An 18,887-nucleotide genomic window follows, 5' to 3' on the forward strand; every position below is an offset into this window, starting at 1 on the left:
TTGTTGCCATTAACCTGACATTTTGATTCGCTCACTGGTTGCCTCCTTTGCGAAGCTGGGCGGCTAACTCGTCACACATATGCGTCAAAGAGCAAAATTTGATTGATGGATGTTCGCGCATCATCTCCACCCCCTGTGCCCGCAGTTCAGCCAGTAAAGCGTAGGGAGCCAGTGTTTTGCTGTTGTGCAGGGCACTGTTGATAATCCTCGCAACAACTCCGGCCTGCCCTGCATCCGTAACTGACACGTGCTCAAGGGCCACGACCATTGCGTGTTTCAGCCAGGCATTCTCCAGCGCCAGCACCGCGCGTTCTTTCTCATGCAGGGTAATTTCTGTCACATAGTTAGCATTACGCTCTGCCAGTTGTGCCTGCGTTAAACCTTCAGACTTCATATACCCTCCTGTCGAAATAGACGTAGTTATTCACTGTGCGCAGCGGCATACCGAATTGTCTGGCTATTTCACGCCGGGACATACCGCACTGATGAAGATGCCGCACCAGCTCGATATCGCGCTGCGGATATTTTGCTGACTGGTGAAAATCACCCCGTAACATCATGCTGATACCCAGCTCACGCGCCTTCGTTCTCACTGCCGCTTCTGTCCGTCCGATAAGTGCGCCAATGCTTTTCACCTTCATGGTTCCCGCACACTGCCGGAGTATCAGGATTTCAGCCCTGCACCATCTGCTCACGGAACAACTCCTGAAAATTACCCCGGTAAAAAGCCAGCACACGCTGCATTGATTCGCTGTTACGACATTCCTCGCAAATTATGTTCTGACGCCTGTCGTAACGACGTATTTTTCCGTCAGGTAATGCACGGATAAGGCCCGGATCAACCGCTGCCACTTTTGTTATTTTTGTCGGTCTCCCCGGATGTTCACTCCTCCAGGCCAGCCAGGCTTCCTCTGACGGGAACACACCATGCCGGGCTGTTGGATATAACCTGGCATCCATCTCAGTGATGTACCCACTAATCGTTTCACGTGATGCACCAACAATCTCTGCCAGTTCCCGAAGAGTCATTCGTCCACGTTGTTGTACGAGTTCAACAATTTGTCCCTTAATTTTTTCACGCTTTTCCTGTGTAAATACTTTTGCCATAAGCGCCTCCGGCAATCACTTTTCCGACACAATACGACTGGAGGAATCGACAATCTGTCGGACGATATCCCGGTGTTTGTTCAGCTCCCGCAGCGCGGCGCAGACTCGCTCCCACTTCTGGACATGAGTTTTCGCCCGACGCAGTTCGCGATTTGCCATATGCAGCGATGGTAAAACCAGGTCATCCGCTTGCGTTTCGGTGAGCAATGACAACGTCTGCTCAATGTCCGCCACAGTTTCTGTTTTAATATCTTCCTGTGTTGCCGCTTCCTGTACTGGTAACGCAACACCGGCTGGCTGAGGAAAGGCTTTACCATCATTTTTCGTTACCAATGCAGCTTTCGGTTCTGCTGGTAAATTATCGCCCGGTATGCAGTAACGAAATTTACCGCCCTGATTCACGCGATTCAGGCGACCTTTGCTGATTGCCATTGCCAGCGATGAATTCGCCCGGCGGGAAGTAATTCCGAACATCAATGCCAGTTCATCCGCCGTTTGTGGGCCATGTTGTTCAATCGCCTCAATCAGCATTTGCCCTGTCACTATCGGTACCGGTGACACCGGTTCACTTTCACCCGCCTCAGTCAGCCACCACATCGAGCCCCTGTTATCCGCCTCACCACGGCGCTTCAGTTTCCACAGTTCGTGGACAGCATCTTCACGGCTGATTCCCAGGCGGGATGCCACCTCCTGTGAAGAGGCTTTACCCATCGCTTTCAGTGCGTCAAAAACGGTTTCCATTAAAATTTCCTCCGGATAAAAATTACTTCACAACCCTCAGATGGCTGACATTTGGACGCCAGCTCTCCCAGTTAAACGTCACCCAGCGACCACCGTTCATGGTCATGCGGTCCATAATCCTCTCACCAAGAAGCGTGCTCATTGCGGCATGATTCAGGTTTGTTAACATCCCGACACTGCACAGTGATGCTGTCCGGCGATCAATTATCTGGTGCAATACCACCTGCTCGTTTTTCGTCTCACGCTGAACGCCTATTTCATCCAGGACCAGCAGGTCTACTCCGCAAAGTTTCTGTAAAAATTTTTCCCCGGACTGGCCGTTGTCGTAGCTGTCATGCAACACACTCATGACGTCAGACACGGTGACAATAATCACGCTACGCCCCTTCGCCATCAGCCGGTTGCCCATCGCCGCTGCAAGGTGATTTTTCCCGGTGCCGGTTTTACCACTGAACACAAAATTCGTGCACCCGGTCATCAGTTCATCAGCGATGGATTTGGCCTGGCTCAGCGCGTGTTTTTGCCCGTCGTTCCGCACCTGATAATTCGCAAACGAGCATTTGCTGTGCAGAGGCTGGATGCCCGAACGGTTCAGGATTTTTTCCACCCGCAACTGGCGATTCTGGCGGTTAATCTCCTCGCTGCGTTTTCGTCCTTCAGCAAGCTGCCATTCCCGCCACTCCTCCACCGTCCGGTACGGTGGAACAGCACCCAGTGGTGCAAGTCTGCGGATACGCTCAAGAACTCCACCTGCCGCAATGTTTTTCATGCCCCGTCACCCCCTGAATCCCGGCGGAATTTCGGTGTCCGGTTCAGAAATATGAATCACACAACGCTGCGCGGGCGAACGCCCCAGGCGGATAACCAGCTCATCCCATTTTTCGCGAAGTTTGGCCGGACTCATGATGTTTTTCACCCAGAACGTATCCCGCTGGACACGCCCAAACATTTCACAAATCTGCCGGTGACTACGTCCATCCAGCATCCGCATCATGCGCACATCGTTAGCCCAGACCGTCCAGTTGGGCTCTTTCGGTCGGGAAACCTCACCATCATCACTGGCAGCCTGTTCATACAACGCAACAACCCGTCCCCAGATCCACTGCGCACACACCAAATCTTCCCGGGTTCCCCACTGTCGCTTCGGCACATTCCAGGTATGCGCATCCGGGTGTTTCTCCAGAAATCGCTCGACCGGCGATGATTGTTTTTCGTCCGAGAGTGAAACGTCCGGACAAGAAGATCTTTTATCTGACGGATCAGGTTTTAATACTGACGGATCGGGGTCAATTATCGCCCCCCTAACCGGCTGTTTTTTATCAACGGTTGATCCATCAAAATTTGACGGGTCAACCGTTGAGGGGTCAATATTTGACTGGTCAACCGTTAACGGGTCATTTTTTGCCGGGCTAATTTTTCTTTTCGGTTTATATGCCTCACGCGCCGCTGCTGCAGCTGCTTCGAGTTTTTCCACATTAAGCCGATAGATATTGCTTACGTTACGCCCACCGACCTTACGCTCATCCTTCGTCAGCCAGCCCTCTTTCGCCAGTTCTGCAATAGCCGATTTCACGGTGGATTCACTTCTTGCACCGATCTGACGCCGGATAGTTTCAATGGCAGGCCATGACACGCCCTCGTCATTGCTGTAGTCTGCAAGACGGGCCATCACTGCCACCCTGGATAAGATCATGCCGGTGAAGGCGCACCCTTCCCAGACAAGACCATGAAGCTTGCTGCTCATAAAACCCCCGAACACCGTGCTTTTAGTGCATCACCACAGCATTCCCTGCCGGGCCGCCGCGATTCATCTGGTCATACAAAACGACCGCTGACGCAACAAAATCGTCGACATCCTTCACCAGCCGATCCCGCCGTTCGACAATCTCCCGGTAATACTCAGAGCTGTGACTGCGCATACGGGCCACCAGCAGAGGCGGCATTGCCTTTTCGATCGCAGGTAACAACGCCTGAATTTTTTCAACCGCATCAGGCGTGTCCTTCTCCACCCAGCGGAAAATTTTCTGGGTATTACGAGCCAGGGCTTCCGGATGGCTGTCGTCGTACAGTACCGGGAACGTCATCCCCAGTTCGAAATACGCTTTGGTAATTTTCGCAGCCGGTACTTTTTCGCCGTCCGGATGCGCCCAGGCATTCATCGCCATGCGGATGTGTTCATGCTTGATTTTCATGAATCAACTCCCATCAGCTTTTTCGTGGTAGTTTTATTTCTGCCAATAGTTAATATTGCATCGGCAGAAAATAATCCGTTTGATGCAAGAGCGATTTTTTCAGCGTAATTGGTTTCACCGGTATATTCAGTGCGCGGCAATTTCCCGTTATTAATCCATTTGTAGATTGCTCTTTGGCTGACACCACAAACGTCGGACACAACAGAAACACGAACAGTTTTGATTACATCTTCAAGTGTGTTCTGGTTCATACCATCTCCACAATGTGAACTTTGAGTACATGATATAGCAGAACTGACAGTACATTCAATAGCGAATATAATTGAACTTATGGTTCATGAAGATAAAGCGCGTAAAGAGTTCGCCAGTAGGCTTGCGCTAGCCTGTGAAAACGCTGGTTATGAACAACACGGGAGGCAGGCAGAAATTGCCCGTCGAATGAAATTAACACCAAAAGCGGTCAGTAAATGGTTTAATGGCGAAACAATTCCTCGACGAGAGAAATTGAGGGAATTAGCAGCACTCATAGGAACAACGCCAACATATCTTTTGGGCGAGGATACAGAAAATGGTGCGCAGGCACGCTTCTATCAGGAGTTAAACCCAAGACAAAAAATCATCATTGACCTTCTAGACGAGCTACCTGACAGTGAAACAGATGAGCTTTTAAAAACTCTTGAGGAAAAAAAACAGAAGTACAATGCAATTTACGAAGAATTAACACGAAAGAAAAAACAAAAAGCCTCTTGATCCAGCATAAATCCGGTAACATCCCTCCGGGTTTGTGCTTCACTTAATCCCTCCTCATTTTTTTAAACATAAAATGTACTAAAAGTACTTTACATGAATGAACAAAAAGTACATCATACATCTACCAACCCACCCCGCTCCACACAATGCAGGGCAATACCCAGAGTTACCAGGCAGTGGTCAGGGGTTAAGTAGCCAGCCCGAGGCGTATGAACATGACGGCGGGAACACTTTGTATAACAGCGCAGCAGGTTTCAGTTCCGCTACCCCGGCGTTAAGGGGAAATGAGGTCAATATGGGCATACAGAAACAAAGGCAAAGTAATGATAATTCCCCCGGGAATATAAACACAATTTACCTCAAACCAGGTGAAATCCTTTGCCGAATTCCAGTTGTATGCCCTGTTTGCGGATTCACATCAGAAGAACTTAACGACACCTGTAACAATCAGGCAACCACCAAGTATATCGAAGATGATCCCAAGCGCACACGAAGAGCGATTATGACCGCGAGCAAAAATCCCGGGACCAAGAAATCTCACCCTGAGAGGGTGGTTAATCCACTCTCCCAAACCAATGAAGAAAATCCCGGAGGACAAAAAAGCCAATGGAACAACAGGGTATCTGTCAAAAAGAGACGTTCCATTAATAACAAATATCATCGCCCCTACAACCGTAAGAGCCTTGTACCAGTAGTCAACTATCATATTTTCAAGCGGATTTATTGGCTGTTGCGACATAACTTATTTATCCGAAAAGCTTAGGCAGGCTTTAAAGATACCACCTCGCCTGATGTGGTTAAAAGCAGGCGCACAACGCGAAAGCGCACGGCGAGATTCCTTTGCATATAAGGCTTGTCGTTAGATTTCTTCGACCGTGCGCTTCAGGTTGTGGCAATCCGCGAAATGGCGCGGCGGTAAGTATGGCGGGGTTATTCCTTCCCCGTTGAGGACACCGGGTTGTCAGGTTGACCATACGCTTAAGTGACAACCCCGCTGCAACGCCCTCTGTTATCAATTTTCTGGTGACGTTTGGCGGTATCAGTTTTACTCCGTGACTGCTCTGCCGCCCTTTTTAAAGTGAATTTTGTGATGCGGTGAATGCGGCTAAGCACACGCGGCACAGTTAAAAGGCGTAACGGGAATACTCTCTATCCGGCGTTAATTGTTAACTGGTTAACGTCACCTGGAGGCACCAGGCACCGCATCAACAAAGTTCACTTCGGTGATGAAAGGTAAGAGAAAATGTTGAATGTAGCTATTGAAAACCAGAACGGGTGGAATTATAGTGCACCTGCACCTTATAAAACGGGTGCCGGGATTGCTACCCCGATGATGACTACTGCGCATAACCGCGCTCAGGCGGTTTTTTTATGCGTCAAGCACAGCCACATTCGCATTATGGTGGGGCGTGCAGGGCAGCCGCAAGGCTGGCCGGTTTCGGTAGTCACCGGTTGTAGCAACCCTGTGCGTCTCACCACCCATGAGATTGCTACCTCTGGTGGTGAGTTATTTAAACTGACTATCGAGGCTGCCATTATGGCTACTATCCCTGCCCTTTCTCACCCTGACGTAACCATCGAAAATGGTCGCGCTGTCACTACGTCCGTTGCGGTTGCCGAATATTTTGGTAAGCGACACGACAACGTTATTCAAAAAATCAAAACTCTGGAGTGCTCTGAAAAATTTAACGCCCTTAATTTTAAGGACGTCACCTACACCGACGCCAAAGGCGAAAAACGCCCAATGTACCAAATCACCAAAAACGGCTTCGTTTTCCTGGTGATGGGTTTCACTGGCAAAAAAGCCGCTGCATTCAAAGAAGCTTACATTGCTGAGTTCGACCGCATGGAGGCAGAGTTACACCAGAACAACACCCACCCCTCTAACAGAATGATTCCTGGCAATGGCCGCACTCTGGTTATTCATCTGGATGAGTACGGCAACATCAAATTCACCGAAACCGTTCCTGATGGTGCAATGGTCTGTACCCTGGACACCTTCCGGTTTTATCTGGAAAAACAGGGATGGACTCTTGTAAACCGGAGCACAATTAAAAATATGACCGTCGAACAGTTGCTGAGTATTAAATAGTTTTATGACATTTCCTTTGTAAGACCGTTTATTCAGGAGGCATCTATGATTGCTCATCACTTCGGAACTGATGAAATACCCCGTCAGTGCGTGACTCCCGGGGATTATGTTATTCATAAAGGAAGAACGTATATTGCTTCGGTAAATAATATTAAAAAACACCGACTCTATATTCGTGATTTTTCCACTCAACACTGTATTAAGGAAACCATGATTAAGGTCTTTCTCGGGCGTGATGGTTTACCTGTAAAGGCGGAGTCGTGGTGAACGGTAATAAGTAACTAACCCGGTACGATATTCGGCTTAATAAATATATTCGGTTCAATTTTATATGCCAGCAATGGCAGGGATTTGTTCACCCTTAAATCTGTAATGAGGTTTATCAATGAGCACTGATAAAGAAGAATTTGCGCTATATTGCGAAGCCAAAAATGACAAGGTCAGAAAACGTCTTGTGATTAAAGGTGGTTTTTACTGGATAACTGCCAAAAAATTATCCGTCGCAACTTCCCGCTGCATTGCCGCAATGGACGACGCAGGCTACGACGAGGATGATTTCAAAAAACCCGTCCGCGTCCATTTACCCGTTGTGGATGACCTTCCACCTGAAGGCGTGTTTGACACTGAATTCTGCAACCGTTACGAAAAAGGCGGGGAAGATGGCATCACAATGGTATTTATCGCGCCCTCTCCCTCAGCTCAGGACAAACCTGCCAGCACTGACAATACCAGCGGTGAAGATGTCGCAACTGTCAGTTGTGGCAACGATGAACAAAGTGATTCTCAGCCAGAGAACGCAGAGAAAAGTGAATCCCGGGACAGTGACGATGACTGCCCTGAATGTGAAATTCCCGTCGCCACCCTGAGCCTTACCCATCGTTTCCTGCACCTCTACTTATTTGGTCGGGAGTTCGACGGGAAATACAAACATCACGCCACACCAGAACAACGCAGGGACGTGATCCGCATCGAAATGGATATGGAAGATGGAAACATGCAGAGCCTGCTTACCGCAGTACGTTCGCATCCGGAGCTGGATAAGCTGACAAACCATCATCTGGGAAGACTGGCGCATTCGGTGGACAAGGCATTCACTCACGCAACAACCCGCCGTATCAGCCCGGCAGAATTCGACAAGTTCATTTCCACCTGGATGAAAACTGACTACCTTGATCAGGGATTGCTGACAAAAGAGTGGGCAAAGGGAAATTGCGTATCTGAAATCAATCGCACCCCATCCGGTGCTAATGCTGGCGGAGGAATTCTTACCGACCGTGGCAAAGGTTTTGTCCACGATGATGCGTCAGTGGCGCGTGACATAGCCACTGGCGTACTGGCACGTTCAATGGACGTGGATATTTATAACCTTCATCCTGCGCATGCAAAACGCGTTGAAGAAATCGTTTCAGAGAATAAGCCGCCCTTTTCTGTTTTTTTCGGCAAATTCATCACTATGCCAGGCCACAAGGATTACTCCCGCGCCATCGTGGTTGCGTCCGTGAAAGAAGCGCCAATTGGTATAGAGGCTACCCCCCACCGTGTCACCGAATATCTGAACAGGGTGCTGACTGAAACTGATCATGCCAACCCTGATCCGGAAATCGTGGATATTGCCTGCGGTCGCTCCTCTGCCCCAATGCCGCAGCGTGTAACTGAAGAAGGAAAACAGGATGATGAAGAAAAACCGCAACCTTCTGGCGCAATGGCAGATGAACAGGCAACCCTTAAAGCAGTGGAACAGGATACAACTGAACATTACCAGGACACGCAGCCGCTGGATGCTCAGGCACAGGTAAATTCTGTTGATGCGAAATATCAGAAACTGCGGGCAGAACTCCATGAAGCCAGGAAAAACATTTCGCCCAAAAATCCTGTCGACGCAGCCAAATTACTGGCGGCTTCTCGCGGAGAGTTTGTTGAAGGCATCAGTGACCCTGCCGATCCGAAGTGGGTGAAGGGGATTGAAACCCGCGATTCTGTGCACCAGAACCAGTCAGAAACGGAACAGTACGACCCAAAAGCGGAACAAAACAGCCAAAATGCATTACAAAACGAGCCAGAAACGAGACAGCCTGAACCAGTAGCGCAACAGGAAGCGGAAAAAGTCTGCACCGCCTGCGGTCAGACCGGCGGCGGTAGCTGCCCTGATTGTGGCGCGGTGATGGGCGACGCAACATACCAGGAAACATTCGATGAAAAAAATCAGGCTGAAGCTAAGAAAAATGATCCGGAGGAAATAGAAGGCGCTGAACATCCGAACAATGAGAATGCTGGTAACGATCAGCATCACACCAGCGATAGTGAAACTGGCGAGGCGGCAGATCCCTTAATTTCGGTGAACGGTCATCACATTATCACATCCACCAGCAGAGTGTGGATTCACCTGTCGGTCGACCTTGAAACGATGGGAACAAATCCTGATGCGCCAATCAACTCTATTGGCGGTAAATTTTTTGATCCGGCAACCGGAGAGATGGGGCCTGAATTCAGTAAAGCTATCGATCTGGAAACCTCCGGCGGAATCATCGACCGTAAAACAATAAAGTGGTGGGCGAAACGATCACGCGAAGCACAATCCGCTATTTTTACCGATGAAATCTCGTTAGATGTTGCTCTCCGGCTATTCATAGAATTTATCGAAAAAAACTCCGGCGGGTGTTTTGTCCAGGTATGGGGAAATGGAGCCAACTTCGACAACGTAATTTTACGCCGTTCATATGAACGGCAGGGGATCCCCTGCCCGTGGCTTTACTACAACGATCGCGATGTACGCACAATCGTTGAACTGGGTAATGCCATTGGCTTTGATGTCAGAATGGCTATTCCATTCGAAGGCGTACCCCACAATGCGCTGGACGATGCCCGTCACCAGGCAAAACAAGTTTCAGCAATCTGGCAAAAACTGATCCCAAGTCAGGCTGATTTTTAATGTTCAACCCAGATCGCCGTCCACGGATTATAGTGGCGGCGGTTATCAGGCTTAGCTATGACCGATCGTTTTTTGACAAAAGAAGAGATCACTGAATTCACTGGCTATACACAAGCCAAAAGACAGCGAAACGAGTTAGCAAAGCAAGGTATCTGGTTTGCACAAGATCGAAATGGCAATCCAAAAACAACCTGGTTTCACATAAATAACCCGTTATCTCTGCGACTAAACAACAGTCTGGATTCAGAGTTAACAACACCAAATTTTGACGCAATGTAATAAAAAATGGCTGGAAAAAGAAAAAATCACGCAGATGCAATTCTTCCACCAAGAGTATACAGAGGAAAATCAAAGTATGAATTTCACCCTGCTAACGGCGGTTCTATTAACCTATGTTCACTGGATTCTCCGGTTTCGCTGATCTGGGCAAAATATGAGGAAGCTCTGAACGAGATCCGGCAAAAAAACAACCTCGCGGGATTAATAAACGATTTTTTCAACTGTGCTGATTTTTGCAATCTCAGTAGTGAAACACAAAAAGACTACAGAAAATATTCAAAAAAACTTCTTCCTGTTTTTGGGAGAATGGATCCTGATGCACTGAAACCACAACACATCAGGATGTACATGGATAAAAGAGGAGTGTCATCACCAACACAAGCCAACCGGGAAAAATCATTTCTTAGTAGAGTTTATAGCTGGGCTTATGAACGGGGCGTCGTGAAGGGAAATCCCTGCAAAGGAGTTCGACAGTTTAAGGAAACCGCACGGGATCGGTATGTTACCGATGAAGAGTATTATGCTGTGTATGATGAAGGTTGCGATGTAGTCAGGGCAGCAATGGAGATTTCCTACCTTTGTCTGGCTCGCCAGGGAGACGTTCTGGCGCTACAAAAATCCCAGCTCTTGCCGGAAGGAATTTTTATCCGGCAAAACAAAACAGCAGCAAAACAGATCAAAGGCTGGACAGACCGCCTGAGAACAGCAGTTAATCTGGCTTTATCATTGCCGGTAAGGCCAGGTTTTTCCAGCGTATACCTCATCCACCAGCAGGATGGCAGCAGATACACCCGCGACGGTTTTAACAGCCGATGGAGGCAAGCTAAAGAGAGTGCAGCAAAAAAGCACCCAGATTTAAATCTGAACTTCACGTTTCACGATCTGAAAGCAAAGGGGGTTTCTGACCTTGAAGGAACCTTGCAGGAAAAGCAACAAATTTCAGGTCACAAAACAATCACACAGACAGCCAGATACGATCGAAAAGTAAAAATAGTGCCAGTCGTTGGCGGTCAATAATGGGATTGATGTTAGGAAAGATGTTAGGAAATGGATGTAGTGGAAAGAAAAAACCACCCGAAGGTGGTTCCACAGCACTGCTTATTGCTTTGATTATTCTTATCTTTCCCATGGTACCCGGAGCGGGACTTGAACCCGCACAGCGCGAACGCCGAGGGATTTTAAATCCCTTGTGTCTACCGATTCCACCATCCGGGCTCGGGAAAAAAGTGGAGGCGCGTTCCGGAGTCGAACCGGACTAGACGGATTTGCAATCCGCTACATAACCGCTTTGTTAACGCGCCAAATTCTTCAGGCTTTTCAGCCAGACACCCGCTTAAGCCGATGTCTTTTAAACTGGAGCGGGAAACGAGACTCGAACTCGCGACCCCGACCTTGGCAAGGTCGTGCTCTACCAACTGAGCTATTCCCGCATTCATCAAGCAATCAGCTAATCACTTGATTTTATTATCGTCTGGCAATCAGTGCCGCCGTTCGATGCGTTGCATTCTACTTACCTGACGCGATGAGTCAACGATATTTTTCACCAGTTTTGATCGTTTGCTGAATTTTGCGTCGAAACGATCACTGATCAAGCAAATCTGCGCGCGCAGCGCTCAAATATTGCAACATTGACCACAAAGTCAGTACCGCTGCCACAAAGAAAAGTGCAATACCAGCGTATTCAACCCAAATGTTCGGGCGCCATAACAGCCAGGCCAACGCTACCATTTGAGCAGTAGTTTTAACTTTACCGATCCAGGATACGGCCACGCTGCTGCGTTTACCCAATTCAGCCATCCATTCGCGCAACGCGGAGATGATAATTTCACGGGCAATCATCGTTGCTGCCGGTAAAGTCACCCACCAGCTATGGTAATGTTCTGTTACCAGCACCATAGCGATGGCTACCAGCACTTTATCTGCTACTGGATCAAGGAAAGCACCAAACCGGGTACTCTGGTTCCAGCGACGCGCCAGAAAACCGTCGAACCAGTCAGTCACCGCTGCGACACAGAAAATGAGCGCAGCAGCAAACGGTGACCAGGTAACAGGCAGATAAAAAACCAATACAAAGAATGGGATAAGGATGACACGGAACAGCGTGAGCAACGTAGGGATATTAAATTGCATAATGACGGGTAACTATCTGTTGTCAGTAAGATTACCCCTATGTTGCTACAGAGACATCAATGTTTCAACGACCAGAAGATCTTTTCTGCCAGACCTTGCGAAATACCCGGCACTTTTGCAATTTCCTCGACGCTGGCGTTACGTAAACCTTGCAAACCGCCCATATATTTCAACAACATTTGCCGGCGTTTTGGCCCGACACCTTCGATGGTTTCCAGGGTGCTGGTATTTTTGACCTTTGCCCGTTTTTTGCGGTGACCACCAATCGCATGATTGTGTGATTCATCGCGAATATGCTGGATGACATGCAGCGCAGGTGAATCTGGCGGCAGGCTGAATCCCTCTCCTTCCGGCTCGAAGAACAGCGTTTCCAGACCAGCCTTACGATCGGCCCCTTTCGCTACCCCAAGTAACAGCGGATGGTTTTTATCCCATGAGACATCCAGCTCAGCGAAAACATTTTTCGCCTGCGCAAGCTGTCCTTTGCCGCCGTCGATAAGGATCACGTCCGGGATCTTACTGTCGTCGATAGCTTTTCCGTAACGCCGACGCAGCACCTGATTCATCGCCGCATAATCATCGCCCGGCGTAATACCAGTAATGTTATAGCGTCGATACTCCGCTCGCAGCGGGCCGTTAGCATCGAACACCACACACGAAGCGACTGTTTGTTCGCCCATGGTATGGCTGATATCAAAACACTCCATCCGCTTCACTTCCGGCAGTTTCAACACGCTGGCAAGCGCAGACAGACGCTGGTGAACAGTAGATTGCTGCGAAAGTTTGCTGGTTAACGCAGTCGCCGCATTGGTGCGCGCCAGCTTCAGGTAACGTGCCCGATCGCCACGTGGTTTGGTCTGAACGTTAATCTTTCTCCCCGCCAGTTCCGAAAGAGAATCGGCAAGCAGCGTTTTATCGCTAAGATTAAAGTCGAGCAGGATCTCACCCGGCAAAGTGCGCATCTGACTACCCTGTAAATAGAACTGGCCGACAAAAGTTTCCACCACTTCGCCCAATTCCGTACCGCCAGGTACTTTCGGGAAATAACTACGGCTACCGAGCACCTTGCCCTGACGAATAAACAGGACGTGGACACAAGCCATGCCTGCATCAAACGCCACGCCAATAACGTCAAGATCATCACCAGTATTGGAGACAAACTGTTTTTCGGTTACGCGCCGCACCGCCTGGATTTGGTCGCGAATACGTGCAGCCTCTTCAAATTCCAGATTCTGGCTGGCTGTTTCCATGCGGCTAATCAGTTGGGTAAGCACCTGATCGTCCTTGCCGGATAAAAACAGGCGCACATACTCTACCTGCTGGGCGTATTCTTCTTCACTCACCAGCCCTTCAACGCACGGCCCCAGACAACGCCCTATCTGATATTGCAGACACGGACGCGAGCGGTTGCGATAAACACTATTTTCACACTGGCGAATCGGGAAAATTTTTTGTAGCAGCGCCAAGGTTTCACGCACGGCATAACCGTTTGGGAACGGGCCGAAATATTCACCTTTGGCATGTTTCGCGCCGCGATGCATAGCCAGACGCGGATGGGTATCGCCACTCAGGAAGATAAAGGGATAAGATTTATCATCGCGTAACAGAACGTTGTAACGCGGTTGATAGAGTTTAATGTAGTTGTGCTCCAGCAATAACGCTTCTGTTTCGGTGTGGGTAACCGTGACATCGATTTGCTGGATCTGGGCGACCAACGCTTCGGTTTTGCGCGAAGCGAGGTTGCTACGGAAATAACTGGAAAGCCGTTTTTTCAGGTCTTTCGCTTTGCCGACATAAATAACCGTACCACCAGCATCATACATGCGATAAACGCCCGGCTGGCTGGTTACGGTTTTTAAAAACGCTTTTGCGTCAAACTGAACACTCACTGACTTGTTAATGTCTCCGCATTACACAGACCATGGCGAATTGCCAGGTGAGTCAACTCAACATCGCCATGTATGTTTAATTTACTAAACATACGGTAGCGATAGCTGTTCACCGTTTTCGGGCTGAGATTAAGCTGTTCTGAGATCTCATTGACCTTCTGGCCTTTGGTAATCATCAGCATAATCTGCAATTCACGTTCCGACAAACTGGCAAACGGGCTTTCTGTTTTTTCTGGTTCGATTTGGCTTAACGCCATTTGTTGAGCAATGTCAGAAGCAATATAACGCTGCCCTGAATAAACAGAACGAATCGCGCTCACGACTTCCTGCGGGGCTGCGCCTTTGCTGAGATAGCCCGCGGCACCGGCCTGCATCACTTTCGCTGGTAAAGGGTTTTCGGTATGAACCGTAAGCATGATGATTTTGACATCGGCTGTCGAGCGGGCGATTTTACGCGTCGCCTCAAGACCACCAATGCCAGGCATACTCATGTCCATTAGCACAACGTCAACGGTATTTGCCCGGCACCACTTAACGGCGTCTTCACCGCAGGATGCCTCACCGACAACTTTAATACCCTTTATATCTTCCAGAATGCGTCGTATCCCTGCGCGCACCAGTTCGTGGTCATCAACAAGTAGAACGTTGATCAAAGGAATATCTCCAGAAATAGGGATAACGCTACTGATAGTTAGTCATTAGTATATTAGCGGGTTTTATTGCAACTTTGAAACGTTAAAAATGGTGGGTATTCGATTTTTCTCTCGTTTTTGTAAATTCGATTGTCCACAGTTATGATCACGCCCGTCATCAAAGGTTTGCCGGTTCGTTTCACAGCACAACCAACGGCGAGATGTGACAAAAATTGACTTTATTCAGCACAAATGAAAAATCAGCGGTATGAATATGTAACATTAATTAACCCGAACAATACGTGCAAAAAACATTCATGATAAAAATATTTATTGGTCATTATATTGACTGAATTAATATAGTTGACGATACAGCGCACAAAAAACAACCACTAATATTTTTAGCAAAGCTTATGGTATACTCCGCCGCCTTAACATTTTTCACCGCAAATTTTTATTGCAACATGACGAGGAAAATAAATGAGTACGCCTGATTTTTCTACTGCCGAGAATAATCAAGATCTGGCAAATGAAGTCTCCTGCCTGAAAGCGATGCTGACGCTGATGCTGCAGGCGATGGGACAAGCTGACGCGGGCCGCGTGATGTTAAAGATGGAAAAACAGCTTGCGCTGATCGAAGACGAAACCCAGGCTGCAATATTTTCCAAAACGGTTAAGCAAATTAAACAAGCCTACCGTCAGTAATATAAAACCGGCTGAAAGCGCGCCTTTCAGCCGGTTTTGCATCTGGCACGCAGAATGTAATTGATGTCATATTAAGCCAGTTGCAGCAGCGTAGCAGGCAACCTGTGTCTTATTCGGTGCATTGATTTTTTTCTGCATGTTTTTCTGATGAAAATTGACCGTATTTTCAGAGATTGACAAGATCATCGCTATCTCTGCTGACGTTTTTCCTTCCGCGGTCCATTTCAGAATTTCTTTTTCCCGCTTGCTGAAATTCATCTCTGGCGTCATCACTATTTCATCATTTAAGCGTATCAACGCCATCAGACTTTCGCGCACCAATAACTGCATTTTTAATTGCAGTTCATCACTAAGGCCAGGTATTTCACGCGTACTACTACGGGAAAAGGACAAAAAACCCAGCGCCCGGTTTGGCAGCATTAAATACTGAGTGACACCACGGCGTATACCATGTGCACGCGCGGCTTCCCATAGCGGCTGCGCTTCGCTAAATAAGTCATCATTCCACAATAAATGCCCCTGACTGAAGTTTTCATGGTTAAGCACCGGATCAATGGCAAGAAAGTTTTTTGCCTGATAATAACTAATCCATGATTTCGGGTAATTGGTGTAGAAGGCCACTTTCGGTCGCGTGAATGGCACCGGGTGACGCACACATAATGAATAGAAATCGTACTCGAGTTGTTGAGCCTGCCGCTCTATTTCATGGTAGACCTCTTCCGCGGCCTCCATTCTCTGAAAACGTAACAGCATCGTGCGACGCCAACTGAAAAAATCCGTATCCTGCATAGTTAACCGCAACGCTCCTGAGAGTGAGTATCATTTATATTGATAACTCAAACTATCACATAAATAAGATTTATATATAATTTATATTATTCAGACAATGAATTACTTTTTCAAGACATAGCATTCTTTTATGTTATTAATAAGTTATGCTGATTTGTTAAGCAATTCACCAGATTGAGAGCGCGTTCTCGCCCCGTCTGGAAAGCCGACGGGGCTGATTTTTTCTTATTATTGCAACAGAAACTTCTCAAGGAACTGGCGGGTACGGGGCTGCTGCGGATCAGCAAATAACGCTTTTGCTGGCCCCTGCTCGACTATCCGCCCCTGGTCCATAAAGATCGCGCGGTCAGCAACGTCACGAGCAAAGCTCATTTCGTGCGTCACAATGACCATCGTGCGCTTTTCCTGTGCCAGTTGGCGGATGGTATTCAGGACTTCGCCCACCAGCTCCGGATCCAGCGCCGAGGTAGGTTCGTCAAACAGAATGACTTCCGGGCGCATCGCCAGCGCACGCGCAATCGCCACACGTTGCTGTTGACCGCCGGACAAACGACGCGGATAGCTGGTCTCTTTCCCCGTCAGCCCGACCTTCGCCAGCAGTTCGCGGGCGCGTGTCGTGGCCTCTTCTTTCGGTTCGCCTTTAACGATCACAGGCCCTTCAATAATGTTTTCCAGCACCGTACGATGCGGGAACAGATTAAAGTTCTGGAACACAAACCCGACGTGCTGGCGCAACTGGCGAATCAGCGATTTTTGCTGACTTAACGAACGTGCGGTATCAATAGTAATATCGCCAACGGTGATGGTCCCCGCCTCTGGCTGTTCCAGCAAATTTATGCTGCGTAGCAACGTGGTTTTGCCGGAACCACTCGGGCCGATAATTGCCACCACTTCGCCGGTGTTGACCTCCAGATCGATACCGTGCAGCACCGTCTGACCGTGGAATTTTTTCACCAGGTTTTTAACTTCAATGGCACTCATTTTGGCTCTCTCTCCTGGCGATTTAGTTGATTCTCAAAATGGTTCTGCAGCGTCGATAACACTGTCGCCATAATCCAGTAGATGAGCGAAGCCGCCAGATACATGGTGAACACTTCCAGAGTACGCGAGGTTATCAACTGCGCCTGACGAAACAGTTCCGGCACCTGAATCGTCGCGGCCAGTGAGGTATCTTTCACCAGGCTGATAAAGCTGTTCGACAGCGGCGGCAGTGCCACCCGCGCCGCCTGCGGCAAAATTGCGCGACGCATAGTTTGCCACGGCGTCATGCCAATACTGGCAGCCGCCTCCCACTGACCTTTATCAATAGACGAAATCGCTGCCCGCAGCGTTTCGGCAGCATAGGCGGCAGTGTTCAGTGACAGTCCAATCATCGCTGACGGAACCGGATCTAATTCAATGCCAAACTGCGGCAGACCGTAGTAGATCATAAACAGTTGTGCAATGAGCGGCGTACCGCGAAAAATGGAGATGTAAAAACGCGCCAGCCAGCGTACGGGCCATATGGGTGACAGGCGCATCAGCGCGAGAATAAACCCCAACAGCAAACCGAAAAACATACCGCCGATGCTGAGTTGCAGCGTATACCCAGCCCCTTTTAGCAGGAACGGCAAAGAATCAATAACCAGTTGTATACTTTCTTGCATGAGCGTTTCCGGGGCTAGACGTGAGGATGATAGGCGAACAGCGCAGGCGCGCCGCCAGTATGAATAAACAGAATCGGCCCTTCGTCTTTGAAGCGTTTCTGACTGATGCCATCAATCAGCCCCGCCATCGCTTTTCCGGTATACACAGGATCAAGCAGAATGCCTTCCAACCGCGCCAGCAGTTTCACCGCTTCCATGCCTTCGTCATTTGGCACGCCGTAGCCAGGGGCAAAGTAGTCATCCCAGAGTAAAACTTCTGCTGACGCGGTCAGTTCCAGCTCTTTCGCGATTGCCTGTTGCAGGCTAACCACTTTTGGCAACTGGTCAGCAACGGAACGTGACACGGTCACGCCAATCAGTTCGCTTTCTGGCATCAGTTGTTCCAGCCCTACTGCAAGCCCGGCATGCGTTCCGGCACTGCCCGACGCCACCACCACCGAAGAAATATTAACCGCCCCTTCACACTGTTGCGCGATTTCCAGCGCGCTCTCCACATAGCCCAACGCGCCTAAAGCATTGGAACCGCCAACCGGAATGACGTATGGGCGAAAGCCTTGTGCTTCGACGCGAGTCGCCAGCTCTTCCAGTTGGGCATTGGGATCGGTCAGCGCGTCGCACATTTCAATCTGGGTATTGAAGAGATCTAACAACAAGCGGTTGCCGTTGGTTAAATAATTTTCTGCAGTAGTGCCAATGGGATTTTCCAGCAGCGCCACGCAATGCAGACCAAGTTTTGCGGCCACTGCGGCAGTCTGGCGCACATGGTTAGACTGAATCGCTCCGGCTGTAATCAGTGTGTCAGCACCTTCGCGCAAGGCGTCTGCTGCGAGAAATTCCAGTTTGCGTAACTTATTTCCGCCCATTGCCAACGGGGTGACGTCATCCCGTTTGATGAAAATGTCCCGACCGAGATAATCAGAAAAACGTGGCAGATATTCGAGCGGTGTCGGTGTGCCGATAAACTCCAACCGTGGAAAACGAGTTAAATTATGCAGTGGCATAAAAG

The 18,887-nt window shown here is 48.9% G+C and carries 24 protein-coding genes and 3 tRNA genes; 9 read left to right on the forward strand and 18 right to left on the reverse strand.

Annotated features, from left to right (window positions below; all coding sequences use genetic code 11):
- Positions 1-31 precede the first annotated feature (31 nt).
- Genes C7B16_RS04270 through C7B16_RS04305 form a run of 8 tightly spaced genes read right to left on the reverse strand, consistent with a single transcriptional unit; the run spans position 32 to position 4,291 of the window.
- Entirely contained in the window at positions 32-394 is a 363-nt protein-coding gene (locus C7B16_RS04270) for an eae-like protein (RefSeq protein ID WP_107179398.1), read from the reverse strand.
- On the reverse strand, positions 384-668 hold the full coding sequence (locus C7B16_RS04275; protein ID WP_107179455.1) for a helix-turn-helix domain-containing protein: 285 nt from the start codon (positions 666-668) through the stop codon (positions 384-386). Before C7B16_RS04275 ends, C7B16_RS04270 begins: the two co-directional genes overlap by 11 nt.
- A 4-nt stretch (positions 669-672) precedes the next feature.
- Positions 673-1,107, reverse strand: coding sequence for a DUF977 family protein (locus C7B16_RS04280; protein ID WP_107179399.1), 435 nt, complete (start codon positions 1,105-1,107; stop codon positions 673-675).
- A gap of 15 nt (positions 1,108-1,122) precedes the next feature.
- On the reverse strand, positions 1,123-1,848 hold the full coding sequence (locus C7B16_RS04285; RefSeq protein WP_107179400.1) for a DUF1627 domain-containing protein: 726 nt from the start codon (positions 1,846-1,848) through the stop codon (positions 1,123-1,125).
- Positions 1,849-1,870: 22 nt separating this feature from the next.
- Positions 1,871-2,617, reverse strand: a complete 747-nt coding sequence (locus C7B16_RS04290) for an ATP-binding protein (protein WP_107179401.1) — start codon at positions 2,615-2,617, stop codon at positions 1,871-1,873.
- A gap of 6 nt (positions 2,618-2,623) precedes the next feature.
- Positions 2,624-3,592 carry a helix-turn-helix domain-containing protein gene (locus tag C7B16_RS04295; RefSeq protein ID WP_107179456.1) on the reverse strand — a complete coding sequence of 323 codons (969 nt, stop codon included), beginning with the start codon at positions 3,590-3,592 and terminating at the stop codon, positions 2,624-2,626.
- Between the two features lie 22 nt (positions 3,593-3,614).
- Complete coding sequence (locus C7B16_RS04300; RefSeq protein WP_033552622.1) at positions 3,615-4,040, reverse strand: toxin YdaT family protein; 426 nt, start codon at positions 4,038-4,040, stop codon at positions 3,615-3,617.
- On the reverse strand, positions 4,037-4,291 hold the full coding sequence (locus C7B16_RS04305) for a helix-turn-helix transcriptional regulator (RefSeq protein WP_033552620.1): 255 nt from the start codon (positions 4,289-4,291) through the stop codon (positions 4,037-4,039). The genes C7B16_RS04300 and C7B16_RS04305 overlap by 4 nt, the downstream gene beginning before the upstream one ends.
- A 79-nt stretch (positions 4,292-4,370) precedes the next feature.
- On the opposite strand from C7B16_RS04305, the gene C7B16_RS04310 reads away from it, so the two are divergent.
- From C7B16_RS04310 to C7B16_RS04350, 7 genes are all read left to right on the forward strand, one after another.
- The gene (locus C7B16_RS04310) at positions 4,371-4,790 is read left to right on the forward strand and encodes a helix-turn-helix domain-containing protein (protein ID WP_050516704.1); all 420 of its coding nucleotides are present in this window, start codon (positions 4,371-4,373) and stop codon (positions 4,788-4,790) included.
- 97 nt (positions 4,791-4,887) lie between these two features.
- A complete protein-coding gene (locus C7B16_RS04320) occupies positions 4,888-5,553 on the forward strand; it encodes a hypothetical protein (RefSeq protein WP_258182526.1) in 666 nt (221 codons plus the stop codon).
- Between the two features lie 480 nt (positions 5,554-6,033).
- Complete coding sequence (locus C7B16_RS04330; protein WP_107179403.1) at positions 6,034-6,882, forward strand: Rha family phage regulatory protein; 849 nt, start codon at positions 6,034-6,036, stop codon at positions 6,880-6,882.
- Between the two features lie 45 nt (positions 6,883-6,927).
- Positions 6,928-7,149, forward strand: a complete 222-nt coding sequence (gene kil, locus C7B16_RS04335) for a cell division protein FtsZ (protein ID WP_033552884.1) — start codon at positions 6,928-6,930, stop codon at positions 7,147-7,149.
- A gap of 118 nt (positions 7,150-7,267) precedes the next feature.
- The gene (locus C7B16_RS04340; RefSeq protein ID WP_107179404.1) at positions 7,268-9,811 is read left to right on the forward strand and encodes an exonuclease; all 2,544 of its coding nucleotides are present in this window, start codon (positions 7,268-7,270) and stop codon (positions 9,809-9,811) included.
- Positions 9,812-9,868: 57 nt separating this feature from the next.
- A complete protein-coding gene (locus C7B16_RS04345; protein ID WP_033553033.1) occupies positions 9,869-10,090 on the forward strand; it encodes a DUF4224 domain-containing protein in 222 nt (73 codons plus the stop codon).
- A gap of 6 nt (positions 10,091-10,096) precedes the next feature.
- Positions 10,097-11,107 (forward strand): tyrosine-type recombinase/integrase, encoded by a 1,011-nt coding sequence (locus tag C7B16_RS04350; RefSeq protein ID WP_033553034.1) that lies wholly within the window; start codon positions 10,097-10,099, stop codon positions 11,105-11,107.
- Positions 11,108-11,218: 111 nt separating this feature from the next.
- Here the strand turns inward: C7B16_RS04350 and C7B16_RS04355 are convergent.
- The 6 genes from C7B16_RS04355 to uvrY all read right to left on the reverse strand — a co-directional run bounded on the left by C7B16_RS04355 (position 11,219) and on the right by uvrY (position 14,762).
- Positions 11,219-11,305, reverse strand: a tRNA-Leu gene (locus tag C7B16_RS04355).
- Positions 11,306-11,317: 12 nt separating this feature from the next.
- Positions 11,318-11,391, reverse strand: a tRNA-Cys gene (locus tag C7B16_RS04360).
- A gap of 53 nt (positions 11,392-11,444) precedes the next feature.
- Positions 11,445-11,520 (reverse strand) — tRNA-Gly (locus tag C7B16_RS04365).
- Between the two features lie 151 nt (positions 11,521-11,671).
- On the reverse strand, positions 11,672-12,220 hold the full coding sequence (pgsA, locus tag C7B16_RS04370) for a CDP-diacylglycerol--glycerol-3-phosphate 3-phosphatidyltransferase (RefSeq protein WP_001160187.1): 549 nt from the start codon (positions 12,218-12,220) through the stop codon (positions 11,672-11,674).
- A gap of 56 nt (positions 12,221-12,276) precedes the next feature.
- Positions 12,277-14,109 carry an excinuclease ABC subunit UvrC gene (gene uvrC / locus C7B16_RS04375; protein WP_000116020.1) on the reverse strand — a complete coding sequence of 611 codons (1,833 nt, stop codon included), beginning with the start codon at positions 14,107-14,109 and terminating at the stop codon, positions 12,277-12,279.
- Positions 14,106-14,762, reverse strand: coding sequence for a UvrY/SirA/GacA family response regulator transcription factor (uvrY, locus tag C7B16_RS04380; protein WP_000611331.1), 657 nt, complete (start codon positions 14,760-14,762; stop codon positions 14,106-14,108). The genes uvrC and uvrY overlap by 4 nt, the downstream gene beginning before the upstream one ends.
- 332 nt (positions 14,763-15,094) lie before the next feature.
- Here uvrY and C7B16_RS24500 point away from each other — a divergent pair, with 332 nt between their 5' ends.
- Together C7B16_RS24500 and yecF are read left to right on the forward strand one after the other, a co-directional pair.
- Positions 15,095-15,235 carry a hypothetical protein gene (locus C7B16_RS24500; RefSeq protein WP_228929308.1) on the forward strand — a complete coding sequence of 47 codons (141 nt, stop codon included), beginning with the start codon at positions 15,095-15,097 and terminating at the stop codon, positions 15,233-15,235.
- Entirely contained in the window at positions 15,222-15,446 is a 225-nt protein-coding gene (gene yecF / locus C7B16_RS04385; protein WP_000106471.1) for a DUF2594 family protein YecF, read from the forward strand. The genes C7B16_RS24500 and yecF overlap by 14 nt, the downstream gene beginning before the upstream one ends.
- A 66-nt stretch (positions 15,447-15,512) precedes the next feature.
- On the opposite strand, the gene sdiA is transcribed toward yecF, so the two are convergent.
- The 4 genes from sdiA to dcyD all read right to left on the reverse strand — a co-directional run bounded on the left by sdiA (position 15,513) and on the right by dcyD (position 18,882).
- Positions 15,513-16,235, reverse strand: coding sequence for a transcriptional regulator SdiA (gene sdiA, locus C7B16_RS04390; protein WP_001154282.1), 723 nt, complete (start codon positions 16,233-16,235; stop codon positions 15,513-15,515).
- Positions 16,236-16,463: 228 nt separating this feature from the next.
- Positions 16,464-17,216, reverse strand: coding sequence for an L-cystine ABC transporter ATP-binding protein TcyN (gene tcyN / locus C7B16_RS04395; protein ID WP_001516561.1), 753 nt, complete (start codon positions 17,214-17,216; stop codon positions 16,464-16,466).
- Complete coding sequence (gene tcyL / locus C7B16_RS04400; protein WP_001158227.1) at positions 17,213-17,881, reverse strand: cystine ABC transporter permease; 669 nt, start codon at positions 17,879-17,881, stop codon at positions 17,213-17,215. Before tcyL ends, tcyN begins: the two co-directional genes overlap by 4 nt.
- Before the next feature lie 14 nt (positions 17,882-17,895).
- Positions 17,896-18,882, reverse strand: coding sequence for a D-cysteine desulfhydrase (gene dcyD, locus C7B16_RS04405; RefSeq protein ID WP_107179405.1), 987 nt, complete (start codon positions 18,880-18,882; stop codon positions 17,896-17,898).
- Positions 18,883-18,887 lie beyond the last annotated feature (5 nt).

Source organism: Escherichia sp. 20412-1 (assembly GCF_003027595.1).
Taxonomy (GTDB): Bacteria; Pseudomonadota; Gammaproteobacteria; order Enterobacterales; family Enterobacteriaceae; genus Escherichia; species Escherichia marmotae.

Coding starts and splice junctions, on each gene's coding strand:
- C7B16_RS04270 (WP_107179398.1), bottom strand. CDS start 394: ATGAAGTCTGAAGGTTTAACGCAGGCACAACTGGCAGAGCGTAATGCT.
- C7B16_RS04280 (WP_107179399.1), bottom strand. CDS start 1,107: ATGGCAAAAGTATTTACACAGGAAAAGCGTGAAAAAATTAAGGGACAA.
- C7B16_RS04285 (WP_107179400.1), bottom strand. CDS start 1,848: ATGGAAACCGTTTTTGACGCACTGAAAGCGATGGGTAAAGCCTCTTCA.
- C7B16_RS04290 (WP_107179401.1), bottom strand. CDS start 2,617: ATGAAAAACATTGCGGCAGGTGGAGTTCTTGAGCGTATCCGCAGACTT.
- C7B16_RS04295 (WP_107179456.1), bottom strand. CDS start 3,592: ATGAGCAGCAAGCTTCATGGTCTTGTCTGGGAAGGGTGCGCCTTCACC.
- C7B16_RS04300 (WP_033552622.1), bottom strand. CDS start 4,040: ATGAAAATCAAGCATGAACACATCCGCATGGCGATGAATGCCTGGGCG.
- C7B16_RS04305 (WP_033552620.1), bottom strand. CDS start 4,291: ATGAACCAGAACACACTTGAAGATGTAATCAAAACTGTTCGTGTTTCT.
- C7B16_RS04310 (WP_050516704.1), top strand. CDS start 4,371: ATGGTTCATGAAGATAAAGCGCGTAAAGAGTTCGCCAGTAGGCTTGCG.
- C7B16_RS04320 (WP_258182526.1), top strand. CDS start 4,888: ATGAACAAAAAGTACATCATACATCTACCAACCCACCCCGCTCCACAC.
- C7B16_RS04330 (WP_107179403.1), top strand. CDS start 6,034: ATGTTGAATGTAGCTATTGAAAACCAGAACGGGTGGAATTATAGTGCA.
- kil (WP_033552884.1), top strand. CDS start 6,928: ATGATTGCTCATCACTTCGGAACTGATGAAATACCCCGTCAGTGCGTG.
- C7B16_RS04340 (WP_107179404.1), top strand. CDS start 7,268: ATGAGCACTGATAAAGAAGAATTTGCGCTATATTGCGAAGCCAAAAAT.
- C7B16_RS04345 (WP_033553033.1), top strand. CDS start 9,869: ATGACCGATCGTTTTTTGACAAAAGAAGAGATCACTGAATTCACTGGC.
- C7B16_RS04350 (WP_033553034.1), top strand. CDS start 10,097: ATGGCTGGAAAAAGAAAAAATCACGCAGATGCAATTCTTCCACCAAGA.
- pgsA (WP_001160187.1), bottom strand. CDS start 12,220: ATGCAATTTAATATCCCTACGTTGCTCACGCTGTTCCGTGTCATCCTT.
- yecF (WP_000106471.1), top strand. CDS start 15,222: ATGAGTACGCCTGATTTTTCTACTGCCGAGAATAATCAAGATCTGGCA.
- sdiA (WP_001154282.1), bottom strand. CDS start 16,235: ATGCAGGATACGGATTTTTTCAGTTGGCGTCGCACGATGCTGTTACGT.
- tcyN (WP_001516561.1), bottom strand. CDS start 17,216: ATGAGTGCCATTGAAGTTAAAAACCTGGTGAAAAAATTCCACGGTCAG.
- tcyL (WP_001158227.1), bottom strand. CDS start 17,881: ATGCAAGAAAGTATACAACTGGTTATTGATTCTTTGCCGTTCCTGCTA.
- dcyD (WP_107179405.1), bottom strand. CDS start 18,882: ATGCCACTGCATAATTTAACTCGTTTTCCACGGTTGGAGTTTATCGGC.